This window comes from Paenibacillus sp. Y568, from assembly GCF_059445545.1.
In genome coordinates this window covers 1-24,695 of the sequence record NZ_JCAIUM010000025.1, presented here as the reverse complement: position 1 = coordinate 24,695, position 24,695 = coordinate 1, and the positions used below count along the sequence as shown (strand labels likewise).

At 41.9% G+C, this 24,695-nt stretch carries 23 protein-coding genes and 1 pseudogene; 19 read left to right on the top strand and 5 right to left on the bottom strand.

All coding sequences use genetic code 11. From position 1 onward, the window contains the following. The first annotated feature begins 10 nt into the window (after positions 1–10). The 15 genes and pseudogenes from AC1D7X_RS23510 to AC1D7X_RS23440 form a co-directional block, all read left to right on the top strand. Positions 11–835, top strand: coding sequence for an SDR family oxidoreductase (locus tag AC1D7X_RS23510; RefSeq protein ID WP_495458600.1), 825 nt, complete (start codon positions 11–13; stop codon positions 833–835). Between the two features lie 202 nt (positions 836–1,037). Continuing rightward, positions 1,038–2,024 carry a sugar-binding protein gene (locus tag AC1D7X_RS23505; protein WP_495458601.1) on the top strand — a complete coding sequence of 329 codons (987 nt, stop codon included), beginning with the start codon at positions 1,038–1,040 and terminating at the stop codon, positions 2,022–2,024. Beyond that, positions 2,021–3,457 carry a sensor histidine kinase gene (locus tag AC1D7X_RS23500; RefSeq protein ID WP_495458602.1) on the top strand — a complete coding sequence of 479 codons (1,437 nt, stop codon included), beginning with the start codon at positions 2,021–2,023 and terminating at the stop codon, positions 3,455–3,457. The genes AC1D7X_RS23505 and AC1D7X_RS23500 overlap by 4 nt, the downstream gene beginning before the upstream one ends. A 19-nt stretch (positions 3,458–3,476) precedes the next feature. Continuing rightward, a complete protein-coding gene (locus AC1D7X_RS23495; RefSeq protein WP_495458603.1) occupies positions 3,477–5,057 on the top strand; it encodes a helix-turn-helix domain-containing protein in 1,581 nt (526 codons plus the stop codon). A gap of 180 nt (positions 5,058–5,237) precedes the next feature. Then, the gene (xylF, locus tag AC1D7X_RS23490; protein WP_495458604.1) at positions 5,238–6,344 is read left to right on the top strand and encodes a D-xylose ABC transporter substrate-binding protein; all 1,107 of its coding nucleotides are present in this window, start codon (positions 5,238–5,240) and stop codon (positions 6,342–6,344) included. A 75-nt stretch (positions 6,345–6,419) separates the two neighbouring features. After that, positions 6,420–7,931 carry a xylose ABC transporter ATP-binding protein gene (locus AC1D7X_RS23485; RefSeq protein WP_495458605.1) on the top strand — a complete coding sequence of 504 codons (1,512 nt, stop codon included), beginning with the start codon at positions 6,420–6,422 and terminating at the stop codon, positions 7,929–7,931. A 1-nt stretch (position 7,932) separates the two neighbouring features. Then, positions 7,933–9,126 carry a sugar ABC transporter permease gene (locus AC1D7X_RS23480; RefSeq protein ID WP_495458606.1) on the top strand — a complete coding sequence of 398 codons (1,194 nt, stop codon included), beginning with the start codon at positions 7,933–7,935 and terminating at the stop codon, positions 9,124–9,126. 248 nt (positions 9,127–9,374) lie between these two features. Further along, positions 9,375–10,367, top strand: a complete 993-nt coding sequence (locus AC1D7X_RS23475) for a glycoside hydrolase family 43 protein (protein WP_495458607.1) — start codon at positions 9,375–9,377, stop codon at positions 10,365–10,367. Between the two features lie 218 nt (positions 10,368–10,585). Next, positions 10,586–11,116: a leucine-rich repeat domain-containing protein gene (locus AC1D7X_RS23470; protein ID WP_495476209.1), complete on the top strand. Its 531-nt coding sequence runs from the start codon at positions 10,586–10,588 to the stop codon at positions 11,114–11,116. A 23-nt stretch (positions 11,117–11,139) separates the two neighbouring features. After that, positions 11,140–11,508 (top strand): hypothetical protein, encoded by a 369-nt coding sequence (locus AC1D7X_RS23465; protein ID WP_495458609.1) that lies wholly within the window; start codon positions 11,140–11,142, stop codon positions 11,506–11,508. Then, positions 11,489–11,635, top strand: a complete 147-nt coding sequence (locus AC1D7X_RS23460) for a hypothetical protein (RefSeq protein ID WP_495476208.1) — start codon at positions 11,489–11,491, stop codon at positions 11,633–11,635. The genes AC1D7X_RS23465 and AC1D7X_RS23460 overlap by 20 nt, the downstream gene beginning before the upstream one ends. Further along, entirely contained in the window at positions 11,632–12,630 is a 999-nt protein-coding gene (locus AC1D7X_RS23455) for an S-layer homology domain-containing protein (RefSeq protein WP_495476207.1), read from the top strand. Before AC1D7X_RS23460 ends, AC1D7X_RS23455 begins: the two co-directional genes overlap by 4 nt. Before the next feature lie 259 nt (positions 12,631–12,889). After that, entirely contained in the window at positions 12,890–13,879 is a 990-nt protein-coding gene (locus tag AC1D7X_RS23450; protein WP_495476206.1) for an ABC transporter ATP-binding protein, read from the top strand. Then, positions 13,851–14,624: an ABC transporter permease gene (locus tag AC1D7X_RS23445; RefSeq protein ID WP_495458613.1), complete on the top strand. Its 774-nt coding sequence runs from the start codon at positions 13,851–13,853 to the stop codon at positions 14,622–14,624. Before AC1D7X_RS23450 ends, AC1D7X_RS23445 begins: the two co-directional genes overlap by 29 nt. A gap of 32 nt (positions 14,625–14,656) precedes the next feature. Continuing rightward, positions 14,657–15,292 (top strand): annotated as a pseudogene (locus AC1D7X_RS23440) (transposase); the annotation flags it as partial. Positions 15,293–15,395: 103 nt separating this feature from the next. Here AC1D7X_RS23440 and AC1D7X_RS23435 read toward each other — a convergent pair. The 3 genes from AC1D7X_RS23435 to AC1D7X_RS23425 form a co-directional block, all read right to left on the bottom strand. After that, positions 15,396–16,583, bottom strand: a complete 1,188-nt coding sequence (locus AC1D7X_RS23435; RefSeq protein WP_495458614.1) for an amidohydrolase — start codon at positions 16,581–16,583, stop codon at positions 15,396–15,398. A 28-nt stretch (positions 16,584–16,611) separates the two neighbouring features. Further along, the gene (locus tag AC1D7X_RS23430; RefSeq protein WP_495458615.1) at positions 16,612–17,997 is read right to left on the bottom strand and encodes an MFS transporter; all 1,386 of its coding nucleotides are present in this window, start codon (positions 17,995–17,997) and stop codon (positions 16,612–16,614) included. A 228-nt stretch (positions 17,998–18,225) separates the two neighbouring features. Then, complete coding sequence (locus tag AC1D7X_RS23425) at positions 18,226–20,568, bottom strand: helix-turn-helix domain-containing protein (protein ID WP_495458616.1); 2,343 nt, start codon at positions 20,566–20,568, stop codon at positions 18,226–18,228. A gap of 153 nt (positions 20,569–20,721) precedes the next feature. Between AC1D7X_RS23425 and AC1D7X_RS23420 the strand changes: the two genes are divergently transcribed. Continuing rightward, positions 20,722–21,000, top strand: a complete 279-nt coding sequence (locus AC1D7X_RS23420; RefSeq protein ID WP_495458617.1) for an alpha/beta-type small acid-soluble spore protein — start codon at positions 20,722–20,724, stop codon at positions 20,998–21,000. Positions 21,001–21,368: 368 nt separating this feature from the next. On the opposite strand, the gene AC1D7X_RS23415 is transcribed toward AC1D7X_RS23420, so the two are convergent. Next, complete coding sequence (locus AC1D7X_RS23415; RefSeq protein WP_495458618.1) at positions 21,369–21,680, bottom strand: diacylglycerol/lipid kinase family protein; 312 nt, start codon at positions 21,678–21,680, stop codon at positions 21,369–21,371. After that, positions 21,646–22,095 carry a diacylglycerol/lipid kinase family protein gene (locus AC1D7X_RS23410; protein ID WP_495476205.1) on the bottom strand — a complete coding sequence of 150 codons (450 nt, stop codon included), beginning with the start codon at positions 22,093–22,095 and terminating at the stop codon, positions 21,646–21,648. Before AC1D7X_RS23410 ends, AC1D7X_RS23415 begins: the two co-directional genes overlap by 35 nt. A 287-nt stretch (positions 22,096–22,382) precedes the next feature. Between AC1D7X_RS23410 and AC1D7X_RS23405 the strand changes: the two genes are divergently transcribed. The 3 genes from AC1D7X_RS23405 to AC1D7X_RS23395 form a co-directional block, all read left to right on the top strand. After that, the gene (locus AC1D7X_RS23405; protein ID WP_495476204.1) at positions 22,383–23,138 is read left to right on the top strand and encodes a YheC/YheD family protein; all 756 of its coding nucleotides are present in this window, start codon (positions 22,383–22,385) and stop codon (positions 23,136–23,138) included. A gap of 375 nt (positions 23,139–23,513) precedes the next feature. Further along, positions 23,514–23,663, top strand: a complete 150-nt coding sequence (locus tag AC1D7X_RS23400) for a hypothetical protein (protein WP_495458620.1) — start codon at positions 23,514–23,516, stop codon at positions 23,661–23,663. A 216-nt stretch (positions 23,664–23,879) separates the two neighbouring features. Further along, a partial coding sequence (locus tag AC1D7X_RS23395) for an ABC transporter permease (protein ID WP_495476203.1) occupies positions 23,880–24,695 on the top strand: 816 nt, incomplete at its 3' end.

Below are 24,695 nucleotides of genomic sequence, written 5' to 3'. Positions count from 1 at the left end.
GAAATGATAAATGACTAAATCCGTTTATGTGATTACTGGTGGTTCAGGTGGGATGGGAAAAGCAACGGCTGAATTGGTAGGAAAAAAGGGAACTGTATTATTGGCTGATGTCTCTGAAGAACGACTGATTCAAGCTAAAGAAGAATTGGCGGCTAAAGGGATTACAGATGTTTATTACCAAACCGTTGATATTACTTCACGAGAAAACGTTGCTTCATTGGCACAAAAATCTGCAGAGCTAGGAACCCTAAAAGGTTTGATTCATACAGCAGGATTATCACCATCTATGGCCGATTCTAGACGGATCACGGAAGTGAACCTATTGGGTACAGGAATTGTATTAGAAGCATTTCTCCCATATGCAACGCAAGGAACTTCAGTAGTATGTATTTCCTCAATGAGCGGTCATATGTTACCACGAGTAGGTCCATATTCTGACGTTCTAAAACAACCATTAGCTGACAATATTGTTGAAGCTGTGGAACAATTTGCTCAAGGGAATCCCGGGGCGGCATACACGTTTTCCAAATTGGGCGTGATATTATTTGTTGAAGATCAAGCTTGGAATTGGGGAGAAAAGGGAGCGCGAATTAATTCGATTTCTCCTGGCACAATCAATACACCAATGGGACGGCTAGAAGCTTCTCAACAAGTAGAAATGCAAGCTATGCTGGATATTACTCCATTACGTCGTGAAGGTGAACCCTCTGAAATAGCAACAGCTGTAGATTTCCTTCTTAGCGATGCAGCATCCTATATTTCAGGTATAGACTTACGTGTAGACGGTGGTACAATAGCTAATTTAAATAAAGTAGGCTTAGCATCAGGTAAATAAGTTGAATGTAAAAAGAGCAGAGTAAGTACCATTGGTTATTAATATATTTCTAGACACATCTCAAAGAGATGTGTTTTTCCGTCGTTAATTGTATAAACAGAACCAATACACAAGACTACCTTAGAACTTTTGATATACCAGTCCATAATTTTATTGCAACCGTTTCCAATAATGCTTAGGATATGGAATGAGGTGAATAATATTGGATAAAAAATGGCTGTCGTGTGTGGCTGTATTGCTAATATTTCTACTGGCTTATGAATTTATTGGATTTGGGCGTCAATCCGGTAAGATGGGCAGTATTGTTCAGGAATTACATGGTCATCCCGAGAATGTGGGACACAGGTATCATATCGTACTGATTGAACAGGAACGTTATCATCCTTACTGGGAAATGATTGAGAAGGGTGCGGAGAAAGCTGCGGAAAGGTATGGAATGGATATTGAATTTACCGGTCCGGTCCGCAACAACATGGACGAGCAGATTCATTTACTGGAAAAAGCGATTGCTGCCCGAGTGGACGGGATTATCGTCCAAGGTCTAAATGGTGAGCGATTTACACCGGTCATTGATAAGGCTGTGCAGCGTGGCATTCCTGTTGTGACCATCGATACGGATGCTCCGGCTAGTAAAAGACTGGCTTATGTAGGTACGGATAATGAGGCGGCGGGAGAAAACATGGGGCGTTTTGTTGCAGAGACTACAGGTGGATCTGGACAAATAGGTGTCATTATAGGGAGCGAGCTTGCCGAGAATCAGCTACAACGGTTACAAGGGCTACAAAACATAGTGAAGCAATACACAGATCTAAACATTGTGGATGTTCGCAGCTCCAACATTTCACATATGGAAGCGATTCAGCAAGCAGCGGGAATGCTAAAGGCACATCCAGACATTTCGATCATGGTGGGTACCAGTGCAACAGATGCTCTGGGTGTTCTTCAGGCTGCGAAGAGCTTGAAACGAGATTCTCTTACGATCGTTGGTTTTGATAATCAGGAAGAGACACTGGATGCCATTCTAAGGGGTGAGATTAAGGCAACTATAGCACAGCAGCCTTTTTTAATGGGTGATACAGCAGTCAAGCTACTTCATCAGCATTTTCAGGGAAAAGCCTTACGAACTGAATATTATACAGAGGTAATGGTGTTAGATAAGCATAATGCACAGAAGGGAGAAGGCCTGTGAGTATCCGCAAAAAGCTGTTGGTTTGTATTCCACTACTGGTGGTTTTGATGAGTACAGTTTCCTTTTTCTTATTCCAAAGCAGTAAGAATGTGCAGGAAAGCTATCATTTAATGATGAATCGTATCTTACTATATAAGGAAGTGTCCTATGAAGTTGGGGAGATTATGCGATCGATGAACCGGTTCATTATGCAGGTCGATGCGGATAGTTTTCCTGAAGTGGAAAAACACCTGAGCGGTATTCAGCGGCTGAGACAAGAGCTAGATGGATTGGAGACAATTGGTGGAAGTGACCTGCCGCTTGTAAATTACCGTAATATTATGGATACGTTTTTAGAGCAAGTCGAGACTATGATTGGCAAGATCGACGACCAAGATTCTAATACGATGGCAGGGGCTTATATCGAAGCGGAGAAAACCGAGCGTTTCATACGCGAGGAGGCTCAGGGATTAGTTGACATTGAGCTTGATCAATATAAGCCGATTTATCAGGAAATTATGTCCACCACAGACAAATTGAATAATATAGGGACGCAACTGGTCGTTACTGTTGCAGTTCTTAGCATCATTCTGGCCATATGGCTGTCGAATAGTATAACGGGACCGATCCGGCGGCTAGTGGCAACTGCCAAGCAAATATCAAAAGGTCGGATGGATACAAAGGCACCAGAAAGCATTAACAATGATGAGATTAGCATCTTGTGCCGAACCTTTAATAGCATGATCGATAACATTCAAAGTTTGATGGCTGATAATATCAATAGTCTGGAGAAGGACCGTCTAGTGAAAGAGTTAGAGCTCAAAATGCTTCAGAGCCAAATTAATCCTCATTTTCTGTTCAACACCCTTAATTCTATTGCCAAGTTGGCTTATATCGAGGGGGCCATAAGGACAAGTGATCTTACGGTATCGGTATCCCGTCTATTGAGATATAACCTGCAAAAGCTGGATCAAGCGGTGTCGTTACGTGAAGAAGTCGAACATGTGACCGAATATATCAACATTCAGAAGGCGCGGTTTCGTGATCGTATTTCTTTTGTCATGGATATTGATGAGAGAGCACTGGACGGCATGCTTCCATGTCTGACCCTGCAGCCTATTCTGGAAAATGCATTCGTACATGGGATAGAGCAGATGGAAGAGGGCGCAGAGTTAAAGCTCACTATCGGATATGTAGATGAAGGTGTAGGAATTGAGATTCGAGATAACGGTGTAGGGATGAGCAGGGAGACAGTTGAGCTACTTCTCAAATCTTTCCGCGAGGAGACGCCTAGCTTGGGTAGGAAAGGCCAATCCACTGGGCTGGGAACACATAATGTATTTAAAAGACTACATTTATATTTCAATGGAGAGCAGAGAATCGAAATTGATAGCACCCAGGGAATAGGGACAGCTGTCTTGTTCAAGATTCCCTATCACGCGGTAACCACATGACAAGAAAGGAGTGTGACTCATGTTCAGCTTACTTATTGCGGATGATGAAGCGCTGGAGCGGGAGGGTCTGGAGCTGATGATTAGGCATATTCTGCCGGACACCTTTCATTTTCTCCATGCGGAAAATGGACGCAAGGCCATTCAGATTGCGGAAGAGGAACGGCCTGATTTCATCTTTATGGATATTAAGATGCCTGGCATTCAAGGGCTTGAGGCTGTACGTCATATTTCGGCCATGGTTCCCTCAACCAAAATTGTGATGATAACAGCTCACGATTACTTCTCTTATGCGAAGGAGGGGCTGGCTCTGGGCGTACGGGATTATTTACTTAAACCAGCAAGACGTGAGGAAATCCTGCATGTACTAGAGTTGTTGATTAGCGAGAAGGAAGAAGAGAAACATCTGCGAAATGAGCAATTGGAGCTTCAAGAGAAGCTGTCACAGCTGATTCCGCTAGCCGAGAACGAGCTCTCTCTTATGCTTATGCTAGAGTCAGTGCAGGAGGTGGAACTCGAACAGCTGGCCAGTCTATTACATATCCAGTGGGATAAGGGTTATGCGATGGTATTATCTTTTTCTAGGAAATCCAAAAAGGAGTGGGACGATTTCCAACTGCTCAAGCGGGAAGTTTATGAAGCTGTTAAGCATTTCACGAAACCCAATCTGGCCTCGATCGTCGGACCTATCATTGGACATCAGATGGCCTTATTTATTCCTCTTCCATCGGGTAGGCATGGTTATTCTCAACGTATTATTTCCTTAGAATGGGGAGAGCGTATTAGGGGAGTTATGGAGGAGCGGTTCCAGTTGTCCCTCTCGGTAGGGATTGGATCAGTTCGGGAGGGCTGGGACGGAATTAGCCGATCCTATCGAGAAGCCGTTCGTGTATGCGCAGAGGATAACGTGTTATCGAATGTACGGCATTACGACGATATACCCCTGAGCTCAGGGCAAACGATGATCTCACTGGATGATGAGAAGAATCTACTGGATGCCCTGCTGCGACATAACAAACAGGAGAGTACGGAGAGATTTAGTTCTTTATATGAAATCTTGGAAGGAACTAGTTCGAGTTCATTTTCTACTTTGCGAGGAGAAGTCATAGGGCTACTGCTGTTTCTATGTCGTGCGATTCAATCCGGTGACGGTGCCAATCTGATTGAATCTTTGAGTGTAGTGGAAGATAGCGAAGCACTTCGTAAAGGTGCATTATTTTGGCTTGATTCCTTTATTGATAGTCTGAAGGAAGAGCGAGATCAGAATCGTTCTCAAGTGTTCCAGAGGGCTCTTCTCTATATTGATCAAAAATATAAAGAAGATATCTCTATGGAGCAAAGTGCGGAATATGTAAATCTTAGCCCACATTATTTCAGTAAATTATTCAAGCAGCATGCAGGAGAGAATTTCATCGACTATGTTACTCGGCTTCGAATTAAGGAGGCTAAGCAATTGATTGTGGAAGAACGTCTTAGTCTTAAAGAAATATGCTACGAGGTAGGTTATAAGGATCCTAACTATTTCAGTAGGGTCTTCAAGAAGGCAACAGGAATGACGCCAAGTGAATACAGACAGCAGATAGAGAACGAAAGTCCTTGTTAACCAACAAGGACTTTTTTGCGTTTTATAACCAAATTGTCCTGTGAAAGACTTGTATTTAGCTTTCATTACAGGAGGCAACAAGGTAATGCAGTTAGAGAGTAAAGAAGTGCTGGTATTGAACAGGCCACGGCATTTCGTCCCGTGCTAAGCTTGGTTTGTAAGCGCAATCAATTATTTTAAATGGTGAAAAGGGGCGATGAAAGAGTGAGAAAATACGGCAAAGTAGTTCGTTTAGGGGTAGCTCTATTATTGGCATCATCACTTGCAGGCTGTGGATTAGTCTCCAACGGGGATAATCAAAATAAGGAAAAAACAGCTGCGAAAGACGGAGACAAAATTGTCATTGGGATGTCTATGGATACATTGAAAGAGGAACGTTGGCAAAAGGATCGTGATATTTTCACTGCGAAAGTAGAAGAGCTTGGAGGCGAAGTGAAGGTTCTTGCAGCTAACGGAGATGATGCTACGCAGATGAGTCAAGCAGAGCAATTAATTTCCCAGGGCGTAAACGTACTTGTTGTCATTGCTCACAATGCTGAAGCAACAGCACCGATTGTGGAGAAAGCACACAAAGAAGGTATCAAAGTGATTGCATACGACCGTCTGATTAATAATTCAGATGTGGACTACTATATTTCTTTTGACAATGTACGTGTAGGAGAATTCCAGGCGACAGCAGTGATCGAACAGGCGCCAAAAGGCAACATCGTTTATATCGGTGGAGCGGACACAGACAACAATGCTCATATGTTCAAGGAAGGCGCAATGAATATACTGAAACCGCTGGAAGAGAAAGGCGATATCAAGATTGTGTATGACCAGTTCTCCAAGGATTGGAAGCCAGAAGAGGCTCTTAAAAATATGGAAAATGCCCTAACTGCGAACAACAATGATGTGCAGGGCGTGGTTGCAGCTAACGACGGTACTGCTGGGGGTTCAATTCAAGCCTTAACCGCTCAAGGGATGGCTGGCAAAATTCCAGTATCCGGACAGGATGCAGATTTAGCTGCTGTACAACGCATTGCAGAAGGAACACAGTTGATGACGGTGTATAAGCCGATTAACGCGATTGCAACTAAAGCTGCTGAGATGGCTATGGCTGCTGCCAAGGGCGAAAAAATTACGACGGATAAGACGGTAAATAACGGAAAGGTTGATGTCCCTTCCGTACTGCTCGATCCCATGGCGGTTAACAAGGATAATTTAGATGTTCTGATCAAAGATGGCTTCCACAAGCTGGAGGAAGTGTATAAGAACGTTCCTAAGGACCAGTGGCCTAAACAATAACCTACTAGAATGGCGGGTGCGGAACCTTTAGGTTCCGCTCTCTGCTGATTCATGGTCAGAAAGGGTGCTTGAATCATGTATGTATTGGAAATGGCAGACATCAGTAAGGAGTTTCCCGGTGTTAAGGCGCTAGATCATGTGAACTTTAAGGTTAGGGAGGGAGAAATACATGCCCTATGCGGGGAGAATGGTGCTGGGAAGTCAACCTTAATGAAGGTGCTAAGCGGTCTCTATCCGACCGGAACCTATAGCGGTGAGATTATCATTGATGGACAGAGCAGGCAGTTCCACCAAATAACGGACGCTGAGCAAGCAGGGATTGCTATCATTCACCAGGAACTCGCACTCGTCAAGGAGATGACGGTAGGTGAGAATATTTTTCTGGGAGCTGAGCCGTGCAGACGCGGATTAATTCAGTGGGATAAACTGTACCATAATGCCTCCGTATGGTTGAAAAAAGTGGGGCTGAATATTTCTCCAAACGTCAAAATTGGTCATCTTGGGATTGGTCAGCAACAACTGGTTGAAATCGCCAAAGCACTTTCCAAGCACACCAAAATACTGATTCTAGACGAACCAACAGCTGCTTTAACAGAAAGTGAAGTCTCCATTCTCATGGGAATATTGAATCAGCTGCGCAGTGAAGGTGTCTCCTGTGTATATATTTCGCATAAGATGCCTGAAGTTTTTGCTCTAGCAGACTCCATCACAGTACTGCGTGACGGGCGAACAATAGCGACGCTTGATCGTAAGGAGACGGATGATGACGAGGTTGTATCCTTGATGGTTGGTCGGGAATTGACAGAAAGATACCCACGAGTAAATCATAACCCAGGAGAAATGGTGCTTGAGGTTAACCATTATAACGTGTGGCACCCTGAAAAGCGTAATCAGAAAGTGCTTCGAGATATTCATTTTCAATTACGTAAAGGTGAGATTCTGGGAATCGCTGGACTTATGGGTGCGGGACGAACAGAGTTAGTCAGTAGTCTTTTCGGAGCTTATGAAGGCAGAGCTGAGGGAGAAGTACAAATCGATGGAAAAACGGTAAAGATTAAATCCGTTGCTGAAGCGATTAAAGCAGGAATTGCTCTAGTGACGGAAGACCGTAAACGTCAAGGACTCGTGATGGGTATGGATGTGAAACGAAATACGACGATGGCTACGATGGGTAAAGTATCGAAGCTCGGTTTCATTAACGAGAATGAAGAGATTAAATGGGGACGCCAGTATGTGCAGGATCTAAAGACGAAAACAGCTTCGTTGGAAACGTTGGTAGGTACACTTTCGGGAGGGAATCAGCAGAAGGTTGTACTTGGTAAGTGGCTGATGTCTGATCCCAAAATCCTGATTATGGACGAACCTACCCGGGGAATTGACGTTGGAGCGAAATACGAAATATATAATTTAATGAATCGATTGGTAGATCAAGGTGTAGCCATTCTGATGATTTCTTCGGAGTTACCAGAGGTACTTGGTATGAGTGACCGGATTATGGTGATGTGCGAAGGAGAATTCGTTAAGGAATTTCATTGGCGTGAGGCTACTCAAGAAAATATAATGATCGCCGCTACGGGAGGTAAATAATATGCAACTTCAAAAAGAACCTCAAGATCGGATAGATATCCCTGCGAACCGAAAATCGCTCTGGAGTAGCTTGTTTGGTGAAATGGACGTACGTGCATACACCATGGTAGGGGCGCTGGTATTCCTATGGGTACTGTTTGGAATTCTCAATCCTACCTTTTTGACCTCACGAAATTTATCTAATCTATTCACACAAATGTCTGTTACCTCCATATTAGCTATTGGGATGGTACTCGTCATTGTGGCGGCACATATTGATCTTTCCGTAGGTTCTATCGTAGGGTTGACCGGAGGAATAGCCGCTATACTGAGTAATTGGATGGAGCTTCCAGCGATCATTGTTATTCTTGGTACACTGGTGGCTGGCGCGGTGCTTGGTCTACTTCAAGGATGGCTTGTTGCTTACAAGATGATTCCTGCCTTCATTGTTACATTGGGTGGCATGATGGTGTTCCGCGGTGTGCTAATGGGCGTTACCCAGTCCAAAACAATTCCAGTATCCGATCCGTTGCTTGCCATGTTGGGGAATGCTTATTTTGCTAAAGGGTTTGGTATCATTATTGGGTTGCTGGCCGTGGCCTTTCTTCTATGGAGCGCCTATACGAAACGTCGTTCCCGACAAAAATATGGCTTCGAGATCACACCACTCGGAGTAGATATTATGAAAGTCTCTGTTCTTGCCTTACTGGTTGTGTCATTCGTAGTTGTTATGAACAATTACAAAGGGATTCCTTTTCCTATTATCTTCGTTATTGTATTGGCAATTATTTTTTACATTATTTCAACGAAAACTACGTTTGGCCGTCATATTTATGCCATTGGGGGTAATATGGAAGCTGCCCGTCTATCGGGTATTCATATTAAGCGGAAGACGATGCTGATCTTTGTATTTAACGGACTACTCGCTTCGATTGCAGCCATCGTTCTGACTTCTCGCTTAGCATCTGCGACAATCACTGCCGGGAATATGGCGGAAATGGATGCGATTGCCGCTTGTGTTATCGGTGGAACATCATTGATGGGCGGTGCAGGGACAATTATAGGTGCCATTATAGGCGCATTGGTTATGACCACCCTTGATAACGGGATGTCACTGATGGGATTAGAATCATTCTGGCAATACGTAGTTAAGGGCTCCATTCTTGTTGTTGCTGTTTGGCTGGATATTTCTAACCGACGAAAGGGTGTAAAGTGAGAATTTTATTTTGCTAGAAGATGTAATTTGATGAAGACCCATAGACCATAGCCAACCAATTAGATTCTTCTAAATGGCTGGCTGTTTTTATATATATTATCTATAATTATTAGAGTAAGTTCTTTAGTATGAGTATTGGAGAAGTGAGCAGGATAGTGTAAACTAAAAGTGAAATTTGTAAGCGATTGCAAATGGATGTTCCACACGATCTTATTATGGATAATAGAATAAGCTAAAAGGAGTAAACTATGAAACCATACACTAAACCAAACCAACCATTAGTGAACCACATTTTTACCGCTGATCCGTCTGCTCATGTATTTGAAGGTAAAATCTATATCTATCCTTCACATGACCTTGATCATGATGGACCAGATAACGATAATGGGGACCAATATGCTATGGAGGATTACCATGTATTATCCATGGAGAACTTCGATTCTCCTGTAGTAGATCATGGTGAAGCTCTTCATCTACGGGATATTCCATGGGCTTCAAGCCAACTCTGGGCACCAGATGCCGCGTACAAGAACAATGTATACTATCTGTTCTTCCCAGCACGCGATCAAGACGGAATCTTCCGAATTGGGGTTGCTACATCATCCGCACCTGCTGGACCATTTAAGCCAGAGCCTAATTATATCAAGGACAGTTATAGCATCGACCCTGCTGTGTTTATTGATGAAGATGACCAGGCTTACATGTATTTCGGTGGTCTCTGGGGAGGGCAATTGGAAAAGTGGCAGACAGGCAGCTTCGAGTCGTCGCAAACGGAGGGTCCCGCAGCAGATAAGCCTGCGTTAGGTCCAATCGTGGCAACGCTAAGCGAGGATATGCTGTCATTTAAGGATAAACCGGTTGAAATCTCGATACTGGACGAAGAAGGAAACCCAATTCTTGCAGGCGACGAGGAGCGGAGATATTTCGAAGGACCATGGGTACATAAATACAATGGATACTACTATCTATCTTACTCGACGGGGACTACGCACAAACTGGTTTATGGAATTAGTAAGAACCCTCAGGGTCCGTACACATTCAAAGGGACAATTCTTACGCCTGTTATAGGCTGGACCACGCATCATTCCATTGTCCAGTTTGAAGATAAATGGTACCTCTTTTACCATGATTGCTCGCTATCTGATGGCGTCAATCACAAACGTTGCGTGAAATATACGGAACTAAAATATAATGCTGATGGAACCATTCAAACGATCGATCCTTATGCAGAAGTTGAATAAGGAATAGCAAAATAAATCTAAACCGTTCACGATCACAAAGATCGTTGAACGGTTTTTTAACGTTGAATGGTGGCAATATGCCTGAAGCGGGGTGATCAAGTCTCTCAGAGCTCACAAATGATTCAAAATACCAACTTTAGTTGTCTTGATAATACCGTTTCTATAATGGAAGATTAAAGAATTACTTCTAAATCGAAATAAGGATGTGTGATTATCGAATGAACGAATGCTCATTGAGTTGGCGAAAGATAGGGATCTCCATGACTGTTCTACTTATGATATTGCTGAGAGCATGGCCCGGTACGGTGATTAGTGAGGTAAGGGCTGCTGAATCCAATGGTTTTGGATATGACGACAATAAAGACGGAACGGCTACGATTACAGGTTATATGAGAATAGACAAAGAAATTGATATTCCTTCAGAGATTGGACCATCAGATTTGAAGGTAACCAGCATAAGTAATTTTGCCTTTGGGAATAACCAATTGAGCAGCGTAATCATTGAAAATCCATCTCTAACAGCTATTGAAGCCAATACATTTTTAAATAACGATTCTTTGACACTTATCGGTTATGACAATATACGGGGATATGCTAATACGAATAACTATCATTTTAAAGATATCTGGACGGGTTTAATCGATCCAAACGAAAATTCCACATGGGACAAAGCACATTCCGGTGTTGTAACAGCCTCACATTCTATCGAGGGATCACTAGCCAGAATGTTGTGGTTACGGCGGCTATAAATGATACGCACAGCGGAATTACAATGACGAAATGGGCAAGTGGCGATCAGTCTGCGACTTACTTTGGAGCAGGAGGAACATTATTTGACCAAAGCTTCGAGGTAGGTGAGAACGGTATCTATACGGTTTATGCGAAGGATACTGTGGGCAACGAGAGCGTAGCAACAATTCAAGTTGGGAACATCTATACGGATAAACCTAGCATACAACTGTCGATTGACCCATTAGCACCGACGCAAGGGAACGTCTCGGTTACAGCCTCCGTGTATGCACAGAGCGGGATTGAAGTGTTAAAAGTGGGGCAAGGCCAGCAGGATATAAGCTATTTCACTTCTGGAGGAACGTCATTAACGATTATGGATGGTGAAGCAGTTGGAAGTGACGAATATTGACCGTGAGAAGCCAGTTATCATCTTGAAAGGCGATGCGGTGGTCGAAGTTCGTCTTGGAACGTTATATACGGATGCTGGCTACAGCGCTGTGGACAATTATGATGGTGATATAAAACCTCGCAAGTGATTGTATCGTCTAGTCGTGTAGATACGAGTAAGGCTGGACAATATACGATTGATTATGACATCAGCGATCGTGCGGGGAATGCGGCTGAACGTGTTAGTCGCACGGTTAAGGTGGTGGCAGCAGAGGAAACTGTTGTTGTAGGGAAAACTCCTGCTGTAGGGGGAGGAGGAAGTCAGCAATTGTCTGGCAATACTGAACTCAACAAGCTGGAAATATGGGCGAAGGACCAGATGATCTCGCTCGGCAAGTCAGGGGGAACATCCTACACGGCGGAGACGGAAGCCAGTCAGATCGAAGTGAAGGCTGAAACAGCGCAAGCGTCGGCAAGAATAACGCTTACGCTTAACAGAGAAACCGTGAGTAGCAATAAACCAATGAACTTAAAATCAGGCAATAATCGACTTGAACTGGTAGTTCAAGCGGAAGACGGGACGAAAAAGACATATACAATCACGATTCATCGGAGTATGGCGAATTCGGACGAAATGCCTGAATTGTCCGATATCTCTGGGCACTGGGCTGAGAAGCTGATTCGGCAAGCTTTAATGGGCAATATGGTGAGCGGCTATCCAGACGGAACGTTCCGTCCCAATGCACCGGTGATGCGGGCGGAGCTAGTGGTGATGCTTATGAAGGTGATTGGGCAAAGTGGGGATGGAGGTACGAGTCCAAGCTTCACTGATGCGTCCACGATCGGAGACTGGGCGAAGTCAGCGATTGCACAAGCTGCGGCAATGAACATCGTGAGTGGTTATCCGGATGGCAGCTTCAGACCCAATGAACGAGTTACGCGAGCAGAGATGGCAGTTATGGTCGCCAGCCCAGGGCGTTCGGGATTGACCCATCGAAGAAGATCTCAAGCTTCGCAGACGATGCGATTATACCGACATGGGCAAGAGGCACAGCGGAAGCACTCAGACAGATGGGCGCGCTACAAGGACGCAGTGGCGGTAAGTTCGCACCGAGCGCAGAAGCATTGCGGCCGGAAGTGTTGACGATGATCATGCGGTTGTTGGATATGAGAATGACCTAATTGCATTTGGTTGACCTAAATATATATGGGATTTCAGACACATCTCTTACGATGTGTCTTTTTGTCGTAACTTGTGCAAACACAACCTATACACAAATCTCATTCCTCAGACGGAGGAGGTATCCACCTGAAGCCAGTTATATCAATCGCGATACTACAATAAAATAAAGCTAGCAAAGGGAAGCACTCTTTTAAATTGTACGGGAGAGGAAGGTTATGAAGTGGAGAAAATTATTGAAGTAAGAGGTATTAGCAAGGCGTATGGGAAAAGAAAATCGAAAGAGAAGATCCATGCCGTTCGTGATGTTTCTTTTGATGTGAATCGTGGAGAGGTACTCGGTTTATTAGGGCCCAATGGTGCTGGCAAAACATCAACCATCAAGATGCTCTGTGGTTTGTTAGAATCGGATGCTGGATCTATATCCATTAATGGCTTAGATATTTGTAAGAAGAGGCTTAAAGCGCTAGAGCATATTAGTGCTGTATTAGAGGGGAATCGAAATTTATATTGGCGTCTTACCGTTCGGGAAAACCTAGAATATTTTGCAGGAAACCGGGGTTACTCTTGGAAGCAAGTGGCTGAACAAGCGGATAAATTATTAGAGCAATTCAACCTTAAAGAAAAGGAGAATGAGCTTGTCAATGGTTTATCCAGAGGGATGCAACAAAAGTTGGCTATCGCGGTAGCCCTATTAGCTAATACGGATGTCATTTTGCTGGATGAGCCTACGCTTGGTTTGGATGTTGAGGTTAGTTATGAATTACGTCATATATTGAGCAGAATTGTTAAGGAAGAAAAACGCACGATTATCATTAGTTCACATGATATGCCCGTCGTTCAGGAATTGTGTGACCGTGCCATTATCATAAATAAAGGTGAAGTTGTAGTTGACGACAGGGTGGAGAATCTACTGAATTTATTTGAAACAAGGGCGTATTCCATTAAGTTGGGTGAGCAGTTAAGCGTAGAACAGGAGAATAAACTGTTGCGTACATTTCCTTTGAGTACTTATCAAGCAAGCTCCCATGAAACGATCGTGGAAGTGAATTTAGAGCATGGCCAGGACATTTACGAGTTGTTTGATCTTCTGAAAGAGGAAGGAACGATCGTGGAAAGTATAGATCGTATAACCATCGATTTTGAACAAGTATTCATTCAGATTGTTAAGGGAGGGAAGACTCATGAAATGGCTCCATTTATTCAATGCTAATTTTCGTAAAGAATATATTGAGATGAAACGCTATTTACCGAACACGATTGCGTTAGTATTTACGTTTTATATTATATTTCTGGCTGCATTCTTTGGAATTATGTTCGTAGGTGATCCATCCAGTTTTGATAGTAATGTTCAATATTCCATTGTAAGTGTCATCTTCTGGAGCTTAACGATGATGACGATGAACTTTATTGGTTTCTCGGTAATAACAGAAGCGACGCGTGGAACATTAGAACAAATATATATGTCCCCATTGGGTGTGTGGAAAATCATGCTCACGCGGATCCTCAGTCAATGTGGTTTACAGTTTGTGATTATGGTCCTTTTGCTGTTTGCCGCGATGCTAACCTCTGGACAGTGGTTAAGTCTTAACCCCATGACCACGATCCCTATCATTGTAGTGACTATCATAAGTATGGTAGGTATTAGCTTTATGATTGCTGGTTTAGCTATTATCGTGAAACAAATTCAAGCCTTTCTACAGATCTTTCAATTTGTGTTGATGGGGCTTGTATTTGTTCCACTAAATGTAGCTCCATTTCTAGCATTCGCCCCATTCGTTAAAGGTGTGAATATGGTGAGAACCGTGATGATCGAGGATCTGACGTTGACACAATTGCCTATGTCAGATTATGGGGTACTATTATTGAATTCGCTGGTGTATTTAATTTTAGGACTTCTTGTATTCCATGCTTGCGAGAAGATAGCCATGAAGAAAGGTTTGCTAGGGCAATACTAGCGTTTGTAATTTAATGATCATCGTTCCGTCCAGAAGACCACATGCGAAATGGTCAACTCAAACCGGGTTACAATGTACAGATTGGGACTGAAAATCAGTTTATTTTGACCTACAGTCTACACCCAAGACCTACCGATACTCGCTGCTTAAAGCCGCACATGGAGAAAGTAAGACAGATGCTTGGCAAACTCCCACGAACGGTCATTGCGGATGCAGAATATGGTAACGAAGAAAACTACGCATATCTGGAAAAAGAAGAAATTCAAGCTGTAGTGAAATACGGCAGCTATCACAAAGAGAAGAGCAAGGCTTGGAAAGAGAATGTCGGTAAGATTGAGAACTGAACGTACAACGAAGCTGAGGATACGTGGATGTGCCCTACTGGACAAACGTTACATTTCCGAAAAACGAGCAAAGAAACTCAACCTAGTGGATATGAAATTCGAAAACGACATTACCGAAGCGAGGAAGGTTACGACTTATCCGTACGCCGAATGACGGAACCAGAAAGTGTATTTGGACAACTGAAAAACAACCGGGGATTCCGGAGATTTCTGCTTCGCGGCATGGAAAAAGTGACGCTTAAGGTCTGTTGGCTTTCACTTGCCCACAATCTACTGAAACAAGCCGCAAATGATCAAAAACGCAGAGCAGCGATCTTCCAATAACGGGAGAATCGCTGCTCTTTTAACTTTTACTGTTTTGAGATTGAATAGTGTCTGCCTCCGTTCGTAGAAAATCTACTTATGGGACAGCCCCCTAGTCTAGCTATTAATCGATATTATAATATCCACAAACTACGGTTCCCACTGCTTTGGCTGCTACTAAAAGAGCATCTTCATCAATATCGAATTTTGGATGGTGGTTGAAGTATGGTTTTTCAACGCCTTTTGGTGAACAGCAGATATAGAAAAAGCAGGCTGGAATTTTTTTAGCGTAATGGGCAAAGTCCTCTGAAGGTGCCATAGGTCCGAATTCCTGAACGTCCACAATATCTTTATCGTTAGCATTTTTCAGGTAAGAAGCAACTTTTGCAGTTAATTCAGGGTTATTGTAAAGCGGTGGATAGTCTGGTGTATAGGTTAACTCGCAGGTTACATTGAATTCTTCTTCAATTCCATGTGCGATCCGGCGAACTTCCCGTTCAATCGTTTCACGTGTTTCTTCCGTCATGGCGCGAACATCGCCTTCGATTTCAACGCTGTCTTTGATGACATTAAAAGTGCCTTTTCCATCAAAGGAGCCAATGGTTACGACCCCCATATCAAATGGATTTAATCGGCGGCTAATCACAGTTTGAATGGCTGTGACAAAATGAGCGCCTGCAACAATCGAGTCATTTGCCAGATGAGGGGAAGACCCATGACCGCCCACACCTTGAACTTTTAGTTTAAAGTAAGCACGACCCGGGAATACATAACCACTATTATACCCAACTATACCGGACTCTCCAAGCGGCAGTAAGTGAATCCCAAAAATGTTATCCAAATCATCCAATAAACCAGATGCAAGGATGCCGATTGCACCACCCGGCGGAACTTCCTCTGCGTGTTGGTGAATAATCTTGATCGTACCGGGAATTTCATCTTTTAATTGAATTAGACAATCTGCAAGAACTAACAGGTAAGCGGTATGACCATCATGTCCGCAAGCATGCATAACCCCAGGATTCTTAGATTTAAAAGGGAGATCTATTTCTTCTTGGATGGGAAGTGCGTCGAAATCTGCTCTAAGCCCAATGGTTTTTCCTGGTTTTCCTCCTTGAATGGTAACAATAATGCCATAGCCTCCGCCTACATTAGTGTCTAAATGAACATCTTTTCCTTTATAGAAATCTTCAATAAATTTACTTGTTTTTTCTTCTTTAAAAGAAAGCTCAGGATTTTCATGAAGGTGGCGGCGGATCTGAATGATTTCTTCTTTGCGTTCTTCAAGCATTTGCATTAATTTGTTTTTCACTATAATTCCTCCCATATTGATATTTCTCTTATGCGGTTCTATCTTCTTTACCAGCATTGTTAGGAACCATGAAGACGATCGAAAGAATTGCTAATAGTCCAAAGATAACGTTGGTAATAATCCCCCACGTTGCGCCAATCTCCAGGCTGTTAGCGGACATGATACTATATACAGTAGCAGAGATTGCTACTCCAAAAGAGCTTCCTAAGGAACTTGCCATTTTATAAATCCCAGCTGCTTCACCGACTTTATTAGATGGGGCATTGGATACGGAAGTATCTGTAGAAGGAGTTGCATAAATACCTAATCCAAGGCCGAATAAAGCATAACCAATGAACACCACAATTGTGTAAGGCGAATCTGGCAGGGAGGTTAAGCTCATAATGGCTACACCAACGGTTGTAATCAATGCACCCCAGATCATTGGCTTTTTAGCACCGATTCTCTGCAGAATTTTTTCACCTACACGAATCATTGCCAGAACAGCCACTAAATAACCCAGTGATAGCAAACCGGACTGGAAGGCGCTAAATCCGCGACCTACTTGTACATACGTATTGGCGACGACCATTGTACCTGCAATGGCATTCAGCAAGAAATTTGAGAATGTGGCACCGGCATAAGGTTTGTTTTTGAATAGAGAGAAGTCAATAAGCGCTACTACTTTCGCTTTTTCTACTTTAACGAAGATAACTACTCCAGCAATAGTCACTATCGCCAAAATAATTGAAGTCAGGCTTGTCCAGCCTAAATCAGATCCAAAGTTAATTAAGATGTTCAGGGCAAGCATGACAACAATAAAGATCGATAATCCAACATAATCGAATTTAAATTTTCCTGAAGTTTCTGCTTTGCTCTCTGGCGTACCTTTAATTAAGAACATGGCGAGAAATGCAAAAACTATAGAAAAAACGAAGATCCATCTCCAGCCTAAATAGGTAGCAATTAAACCGCCAGCGAATGAACATACACCGGAACCACCCCAAGAACCAATGGACCAGTAACTTAATGCACGTTGACGATTAGCACCTTGATAATAAGTTTTAACCAAAGCGATTGTTGCAGGCATAATACAGGCTGCTGAGAAACCTTGAATGATACGGCCAATAATGAGGAGGGCAGCTCCATTAGCGAAGACTAAACACAGAGAACCAATGATACTTAATATTAGCCCGATATTAGTAATCTTTTTTCGTCCTATTCTGTCCGCTAAACCACCCATGGCTACAATGAAAATTCCTGAGAATAATGCGGTCAGACTAATACCAATGTTTAATGTTCCAAGAGAAATTCCTAAATCTTTTTGAACTGCAGGGACCACATTGACTAAAGATTGTGCAAATAGCCAGAATGTGATAACCCCAAATACAATCCCTGTAATTAATTTATTTGTACCTTGATAGCTAGTTTCCACGTTGTTACCCCCCTGAGAAGTGTCTGTCTTATGTTTTCTATTACAAAGTGTATTTATTCACGAAAAGATTGTGAAACTACCGGTATTTTTCTTTTCGTTGATAATTATAAAAAAAAACTCCCTTTAAAGGGAGTTCATAATTGTTGTGTTTTATGGATTAATCGATGAAATTCTTAACGCTCTATCCATGAAGATGAAAATCAACCGTCTTTTTTTTACTTGATCCGACTAGAAGAATACCTTCCGTATTTCGAAAAAGTGAATAGCATTTACCGTTAGGTATGAGTAAAAGGACCATTCCTCCTCAATGGTTTCATCAAAGACCTCTAGTGACGGGTGACTTGAACGTGTGATATGGTCAATAATTTCTCGGTCGATCCCATACTGACTGTTGTTCTTCCACCACATTTTATATAAGGCACCATGATCTTTATCAAAAATCAACTTTCGGATCTGATATTTACCGCTAGGAATACCTTTAATAGTAACTCTAATTTCCTTGATTAATTTCTGGAGAAAAGTATCTTCAATCGATAAAAAAGGGTTAATAATCGTTGAGTTCATTAACACAAGCTGATAGCCTAATTCGTTCTCTGTCATAATAAATAAGGGTCCTTTGGCTATGATGTTTCCACGTAATCTATTAAAAAATGACATTGCAAAAAACACAGGTCGTTTGCCGTTGAAATAATGGAACATTTCCATACTCTCTAGGGGAATGCTATTCATATCCAAACTCCGCTCATGGGTTTCCGTGTTGATCCAGAAACCAAGAGCTTCAATCATATCGGAAATATTAATAGCGTTATTGAAAACTAAAGCTCCGCGGAAAAAGGTCCCATTGGTATAACGGGTATTCCCCGAAACTGTATTCCATGTAATTAGATGTAAGGGTTTCTCAATGGAATGATTTTTTAAGAATCTTTTTAATTTTTCTGTTTTTACTTTAATGAAATCTTTGGATAAATCAAAGTTGGTTTCACCCAGATCGTTATAGTCGATGACTTCATGAGTATTTGCTTGATAGGCAATAAAGTTAACATAGTTACTCTGTTGCAGTACCCAATTATATTTACTGGGTATAGCTCCTTTTTCAAAAGAGAAGGGTAAAAGAAAGCCTATTTGCAGGTTGGGTGAAATTGATTTTAACAATCCGTAAATCTTTAAATAGAATATTTCCAGCTCATTCTTATCAGCATGGGTATCTAAAGCATCGGCAATCAAAATGCACCAAGACTCTACATAACTGTATCCAAATACGATGATGCAGTGTTGAAAAAATTTCTGTAATTTATCTAGATATCCTTCTTGCTCTGTATTCATTTGATTATATCTAACATGAACATATAAAGATAAATGATTGGATTTCAGAAATTCAATGGCCTCATCGGAATTATAATACGGCGACGTAGTGGGGATTAACTCATCTGTTTCTACTTCAGGAGCAATCGTCCTCCCCGTAAGCAGTCTATCAATTCCGATATATTTGATCTGCAAATCCTCTTTAGCCATTAATACTTGATTCCGTATACTCTCCTTCTGTAATTCCCGAAGTTCTCCGATCATAAGGATATTGTCCGGGTGATGTAATTTTCGTGGAGTAGGCGAATGAATATCAATACTTAAGGCCTCATAATTGGTTTCAATATCACTAATCGTTTTGGTGTATTCCCCTTGTGTGATTAAAATGTTGAGTTTTATTAAGATTTCAGGGGAACTTAGAAAGGTTTCTTTATCCTCCAACTGATAATTTTTAACTACATTCACAGGTTCTTTCGCATGTTTCTCACGATACGAGAAGGGCGTTTCACCAAATGACTCCTTAAATAAATTTGAGAACGATTTGGTGTTAGGGAACCCATTTTTCAAAGCAATATTTGTAATGGAGTCTTTCGTATATAATAGATCCTTTAAGCTATGGTTTAATCGGATATTCATAATATAACGAGTGAACCCAATCCCAAATTGCTGTTTGAAATAACGGGAAAAGTAACTAGGCGATAAATAAAATTTGTTTGCTACTTCTTCTAACATAAGTGGCTCGTCGTAATGCTGTGCAATAAAAGCGATAATTCCTTTTAACCGGTCATCTTCCACATTTACATCTACAACCATGGTTCCGACATCTTTAAATCTCCTAATTAAGATAAGCAAAGTTTTAGAAATCCTTTCACTCATTTCTAGTTTATAGGTTTCTTCTTTACGCAAATAGATGATCATCATTTCAGCTAGAAGCTTTTGTAATTCTTTGATCATATATTCTTTACCCCGGTCGATTTGTGGAGAGAATAGATTAAATGTATGGAAGCGATATTCCGGATAAAAGTAGGATAAAAAATAATCTGGAATACTAACCTTCAGTACGGCATTTTTTGTATTTCCGTGAATTTCGTAAAGTTGATTACGATTAATGACAAATAAATCATTTTCGCTTAACTGATGTACTGCGCGATCCGTTTCAACAGATAGCTCACCATCTAATACAAGCAAAATTTCAAGTCCAGAGAATAGGGTAGGGGATGAGTATTGGATATTCTGTAAGTGCAGCTGAATATCGCTTATTGAGGGCATTGATTTCACTCCTAAGCATTAGTTTCACTATGTAGATTATTCTCAGTTTACACTATAACCAATCAAAAACCTGAATGGTGAGTATTTGATATGGGGATGAAGGTCTGTACTCCTGGGTATCTTAGAACAAGACATTGAAGGGAGTGTAGCAAGATGGCAAGAAGAAAGAGAAGATACGCGGTGCCCGGGGTGGAACAAGGGATGCAGGCTTTTAAAGCAGACGTAATGAAGCGCGAAGGTTATGCAGTTGATCCGAATCGACCCGACGATGTGAAATACGAAGTGGCTAAGGAGCTTGGTGTAGCTCTGCAACCAAGCGACAATGGGGGTCTGACTACAGAATCCGTTGGACAAGTTGGCGGTAAAATAGGAGGAGCAATGGTACGGGAAATGATCCGTCTCGCACAAGAACAATTAGCAAACAGAGAGTGACCGAGTGACCTGAAGACTTCTAAGGATATGGTACTGGCTAAAAAAATATAGAAATTGACATCATTTTCAATCTTAACTATAGACATAGAAAGTCATACTGAGTGCGTCTATTCAGTATGACTTACCTATGACTAGATATTAGTATGAGAGGGCTACCTTCGCTAGAGCCTTCAGTTGAGCCCAGCAGACGATGGCTGAGAATATTAAAACGAGAGTAAAGAACAGAAGCAAAGCACCTTTCATGATTTGCTTCTGTCTTCCGTCTCGTTTTTCCAAAATTATGATTGAGCCGTTCATCGGATTAAAGAGGGCTCGCGTTCCTACCAAACAGCCGAAAATTGATCCACAGTGGTCAAGTACTACCATCTCTAGTCCTCTTCTGGAACAATTACCTCGAATTGTTTAGGCAAAATACTGAGCTTGATGGGCAGTGGCGGTCCCTCTTCGCCATCTACATTAGTCCTAACCGCTTCTCCTGAACTTACACTTACATTTTGTGCAGTAAAGTAAACAACATCCTTATGATTTTTCAGTTTGCCAAGTAGTAAGGAGATACTGACTGTTAGGGTATTGAATATATTGAGATCTTTTATAATAAAGCAGTGAAGTAGACCATCGTCAACTTCAGCATTAGGGGCCAGTTGCTCAAATCCACCTACTGAGTTCGTTAATGCGACCACAAAAAGCGGAGATTCCCCAACCCATTAGGTGATTTACTCGGCCTATATCTACTGTTTTTACTCTAGATGAAGTGAGTGTCTGGATCGCCTTTTCGGGATCCAATGGAATTTGTAAAGCGCGAGCAAAATCATTGACCGTCCCAAGAGGGACCACACCTATTTTCGGGTAGTGTTCCTGATTAACGAGTCCATTAATGGTTTCGTGGAGGGTACCATCCCCTCCAATGGAAACGACCAGATCAAAACATTCTTCGCATGCAGTGACACAAAAACGGGTTGCATCCAATTCTTTTTTCGTCTCATTGACGGTCACAATATATCCCTTATTCTGTAGTATTTCTTCTACGCTGCTGACATGTTTAAGTGCCTCTTCCTTACCGGAAGAGGGGTTAATAATGATCATGGCTCGCATCATACACATATTCCTCTCTATAATGAATTAATGGGAACTCGGGTTTTTAATGAATGATAAGGATAGTAATTTTGGCAATGGAGCTGTAGTACTTACTATTAACCCAAAAAACGACCTATGTATTCTATTTTTTGATAAAGTCCGGAATAAGTTCTTGATCCAAGTATTTATTTACGTCTTGTTAAAGATCACTTTGATTTAGGACTTACGAAGATTTGAATGATAGGCAAAAGTGGTTACAGGCTATAACCTCCATTCATATCCTATCTTATAGAATAGGAGGTATCTAAATGAATTATAGGAGTACTACAATTAAAAGTAAGTGGAAAAAAAGTAGTTGGCTATTGAAGCAATCGAATTTGAAAAAATACGTTCCACGAACGATGCTTTTTAATAAAAAGAACTTGATCTCGATGCTTTCTACTTATCATACTGTTTATTTCAAACCCACAGGAGGTTCAGGTGGGGTTAATATTATTCGGATCAAAAGAAAAGAGAAGGGCTATCAAACCCAGCTCAATACAGTCAAATCTACGTATTCTACTATTCATCGTTTGTACGATGAGCTGTGCCGCTTTTCCAACAAGCAATCATTTTTACTCCAGAAAGGAATTGATCTGGCTAGAACGAAAGGAAAACCCTTTGATATTCGCGTTATGGTCCAGAAGACGAACAAAGGAGCATGGGTTAGCACTGCCATGTTCGCAAAAATAGGGAAGACTGGTAAAGTTGCGACGAACTATAATCAAGGCGGGAAAATCGGTTATATTCATGAAACAATGTCAGGCGCAGGATACAATACAGTCGAGATTAAACGTATGGAGACAAGATTGAAGGACTTGGGTATCTCTGTTGGGAATAACTTCGATCAGTATAAAAAAGGGTTCAAGGAACTAGGGTTGGACGTCGCTTTGGATTTTATGGGCAAACCGTGGATTCTGGAAGTGAATACGAGGCCCCAATTTTACCCCTTAAAGAACATGAAGGATAAAAAGTTATATAAACGAATCGTTTCATATGCGAAACAATATGGGAGATCAAAGTAAAACTGAAAAATATAATTTGGTCTTTGTAAATACGGAATACAGGGATACTCCGGTAGGACAACTGTTTCAAAAAGAAAATGTACATTTATCTAGATGAAATAGAATAGACATTAGTTATTAAAAGTAATACGGAGAAGCCGGTTTCCAGACGAATCTGGAGGGCCGGCTATTTAGCACCTTTGGATGGCATATCCCAGAGTTTTATTTTATTCATACCTGTTATTCAGCGTGAATAACAATCAATCTGTACAAGAATCTAAATTTATAAATATTATCTTTTTTATAGTGTAATTTAATGACATTCAAATCAAAAGGAGACCTTTTAATGGAACGTTTAGTAGGTAAAGTAGTTATTATTACAGGTGGCGCACGTGTATGGGAGAATCTCATGTCCGTAAATTTGTAAGTGAAGGTGCAAAAGTTGTTTTTACCGATCTGAATGAAGAGGGCGGACAAGCCTTTCCTCTCCAAATCTATCGTTTATTGACTGCGGTCTCATGTTTGTTGACTGGATTAGGCGGGTAATATCTTTTACAATGATAATAGATAAACCGAGTTGGTTGCGCTATATGCAAAGGATCCCATCCATTGGAAAATTTCCGAGTGAATTCCGCATAATTGAGAGCGTTAACGACGACGTTGAATCGCAATTTGTTCGAGTGCAACGCGATGACAGGAATGCGGTTTCTGATATTTGGAAGCGCATACACGGAACACAAACAAACAAAAGGAGTGGCTAATATGGACAAGAAAAGCGAGCGAAAACGCATGCGAAGGCGCTGGCGCACACAGGATACCGAACTGACGCTTTTGGCCTTACCGACGACCATCTGGTATATCTTGTTTTGTTTCTTGCCTATGTTCGGCGTCATTATAGCCTTCAAAGATTTCAAGATTCATGGGGGCTTCCTGAGCAACGTTTTTCATAGCGAATGGTCTGGCTTCAAAAATTTTGAGTTTCTATTCAAGTCTAACGATGCTTGGATCGTCATCCGCAACACGCTGGGGTACAATTTGATATTCATTATCCTGGGCATTGCGGTGCCTGTCATCTTAGCGTTGATGATCGGTCAACTGCACAGCCACAGGGCGAGAAAAGTCTATCAGACTATGATGTTCTTGCCTTACTTCCTATCCTGGGTCGTGGTATCCGCCATCATCTGGTCATTTCTAAGCTTCGATAAAGGAATCGCCAATCAATTCCTCGCCGAGTTGGGCAAGGATCCCGTGAACTGGTATATGGAGCCACAATATTGGCCGTACTTTCTCATTTTTATGAATATGTGGAAAGGCTTGGGCTATGGCATGGTTGTCTACTTAGCGACCATCTCCGGTATCGACACCACTTATTATGAGGCTGCCGTGATTGATGGTGCTTCGAAGTGGCAGCAAGCGCGATATATTACGTTGCCCCTTATGAAGCCTGTAATCATGATGATGTTCATATTGGCTGTAGGCCGCATCTTCTACACCGATTTCGGGTTGTTTTTCCAAGTGCCGCGGGATTCCAACTCGTTGTTCAACGTGGCGACCACCATTGACGTTCTCGTGTACAAG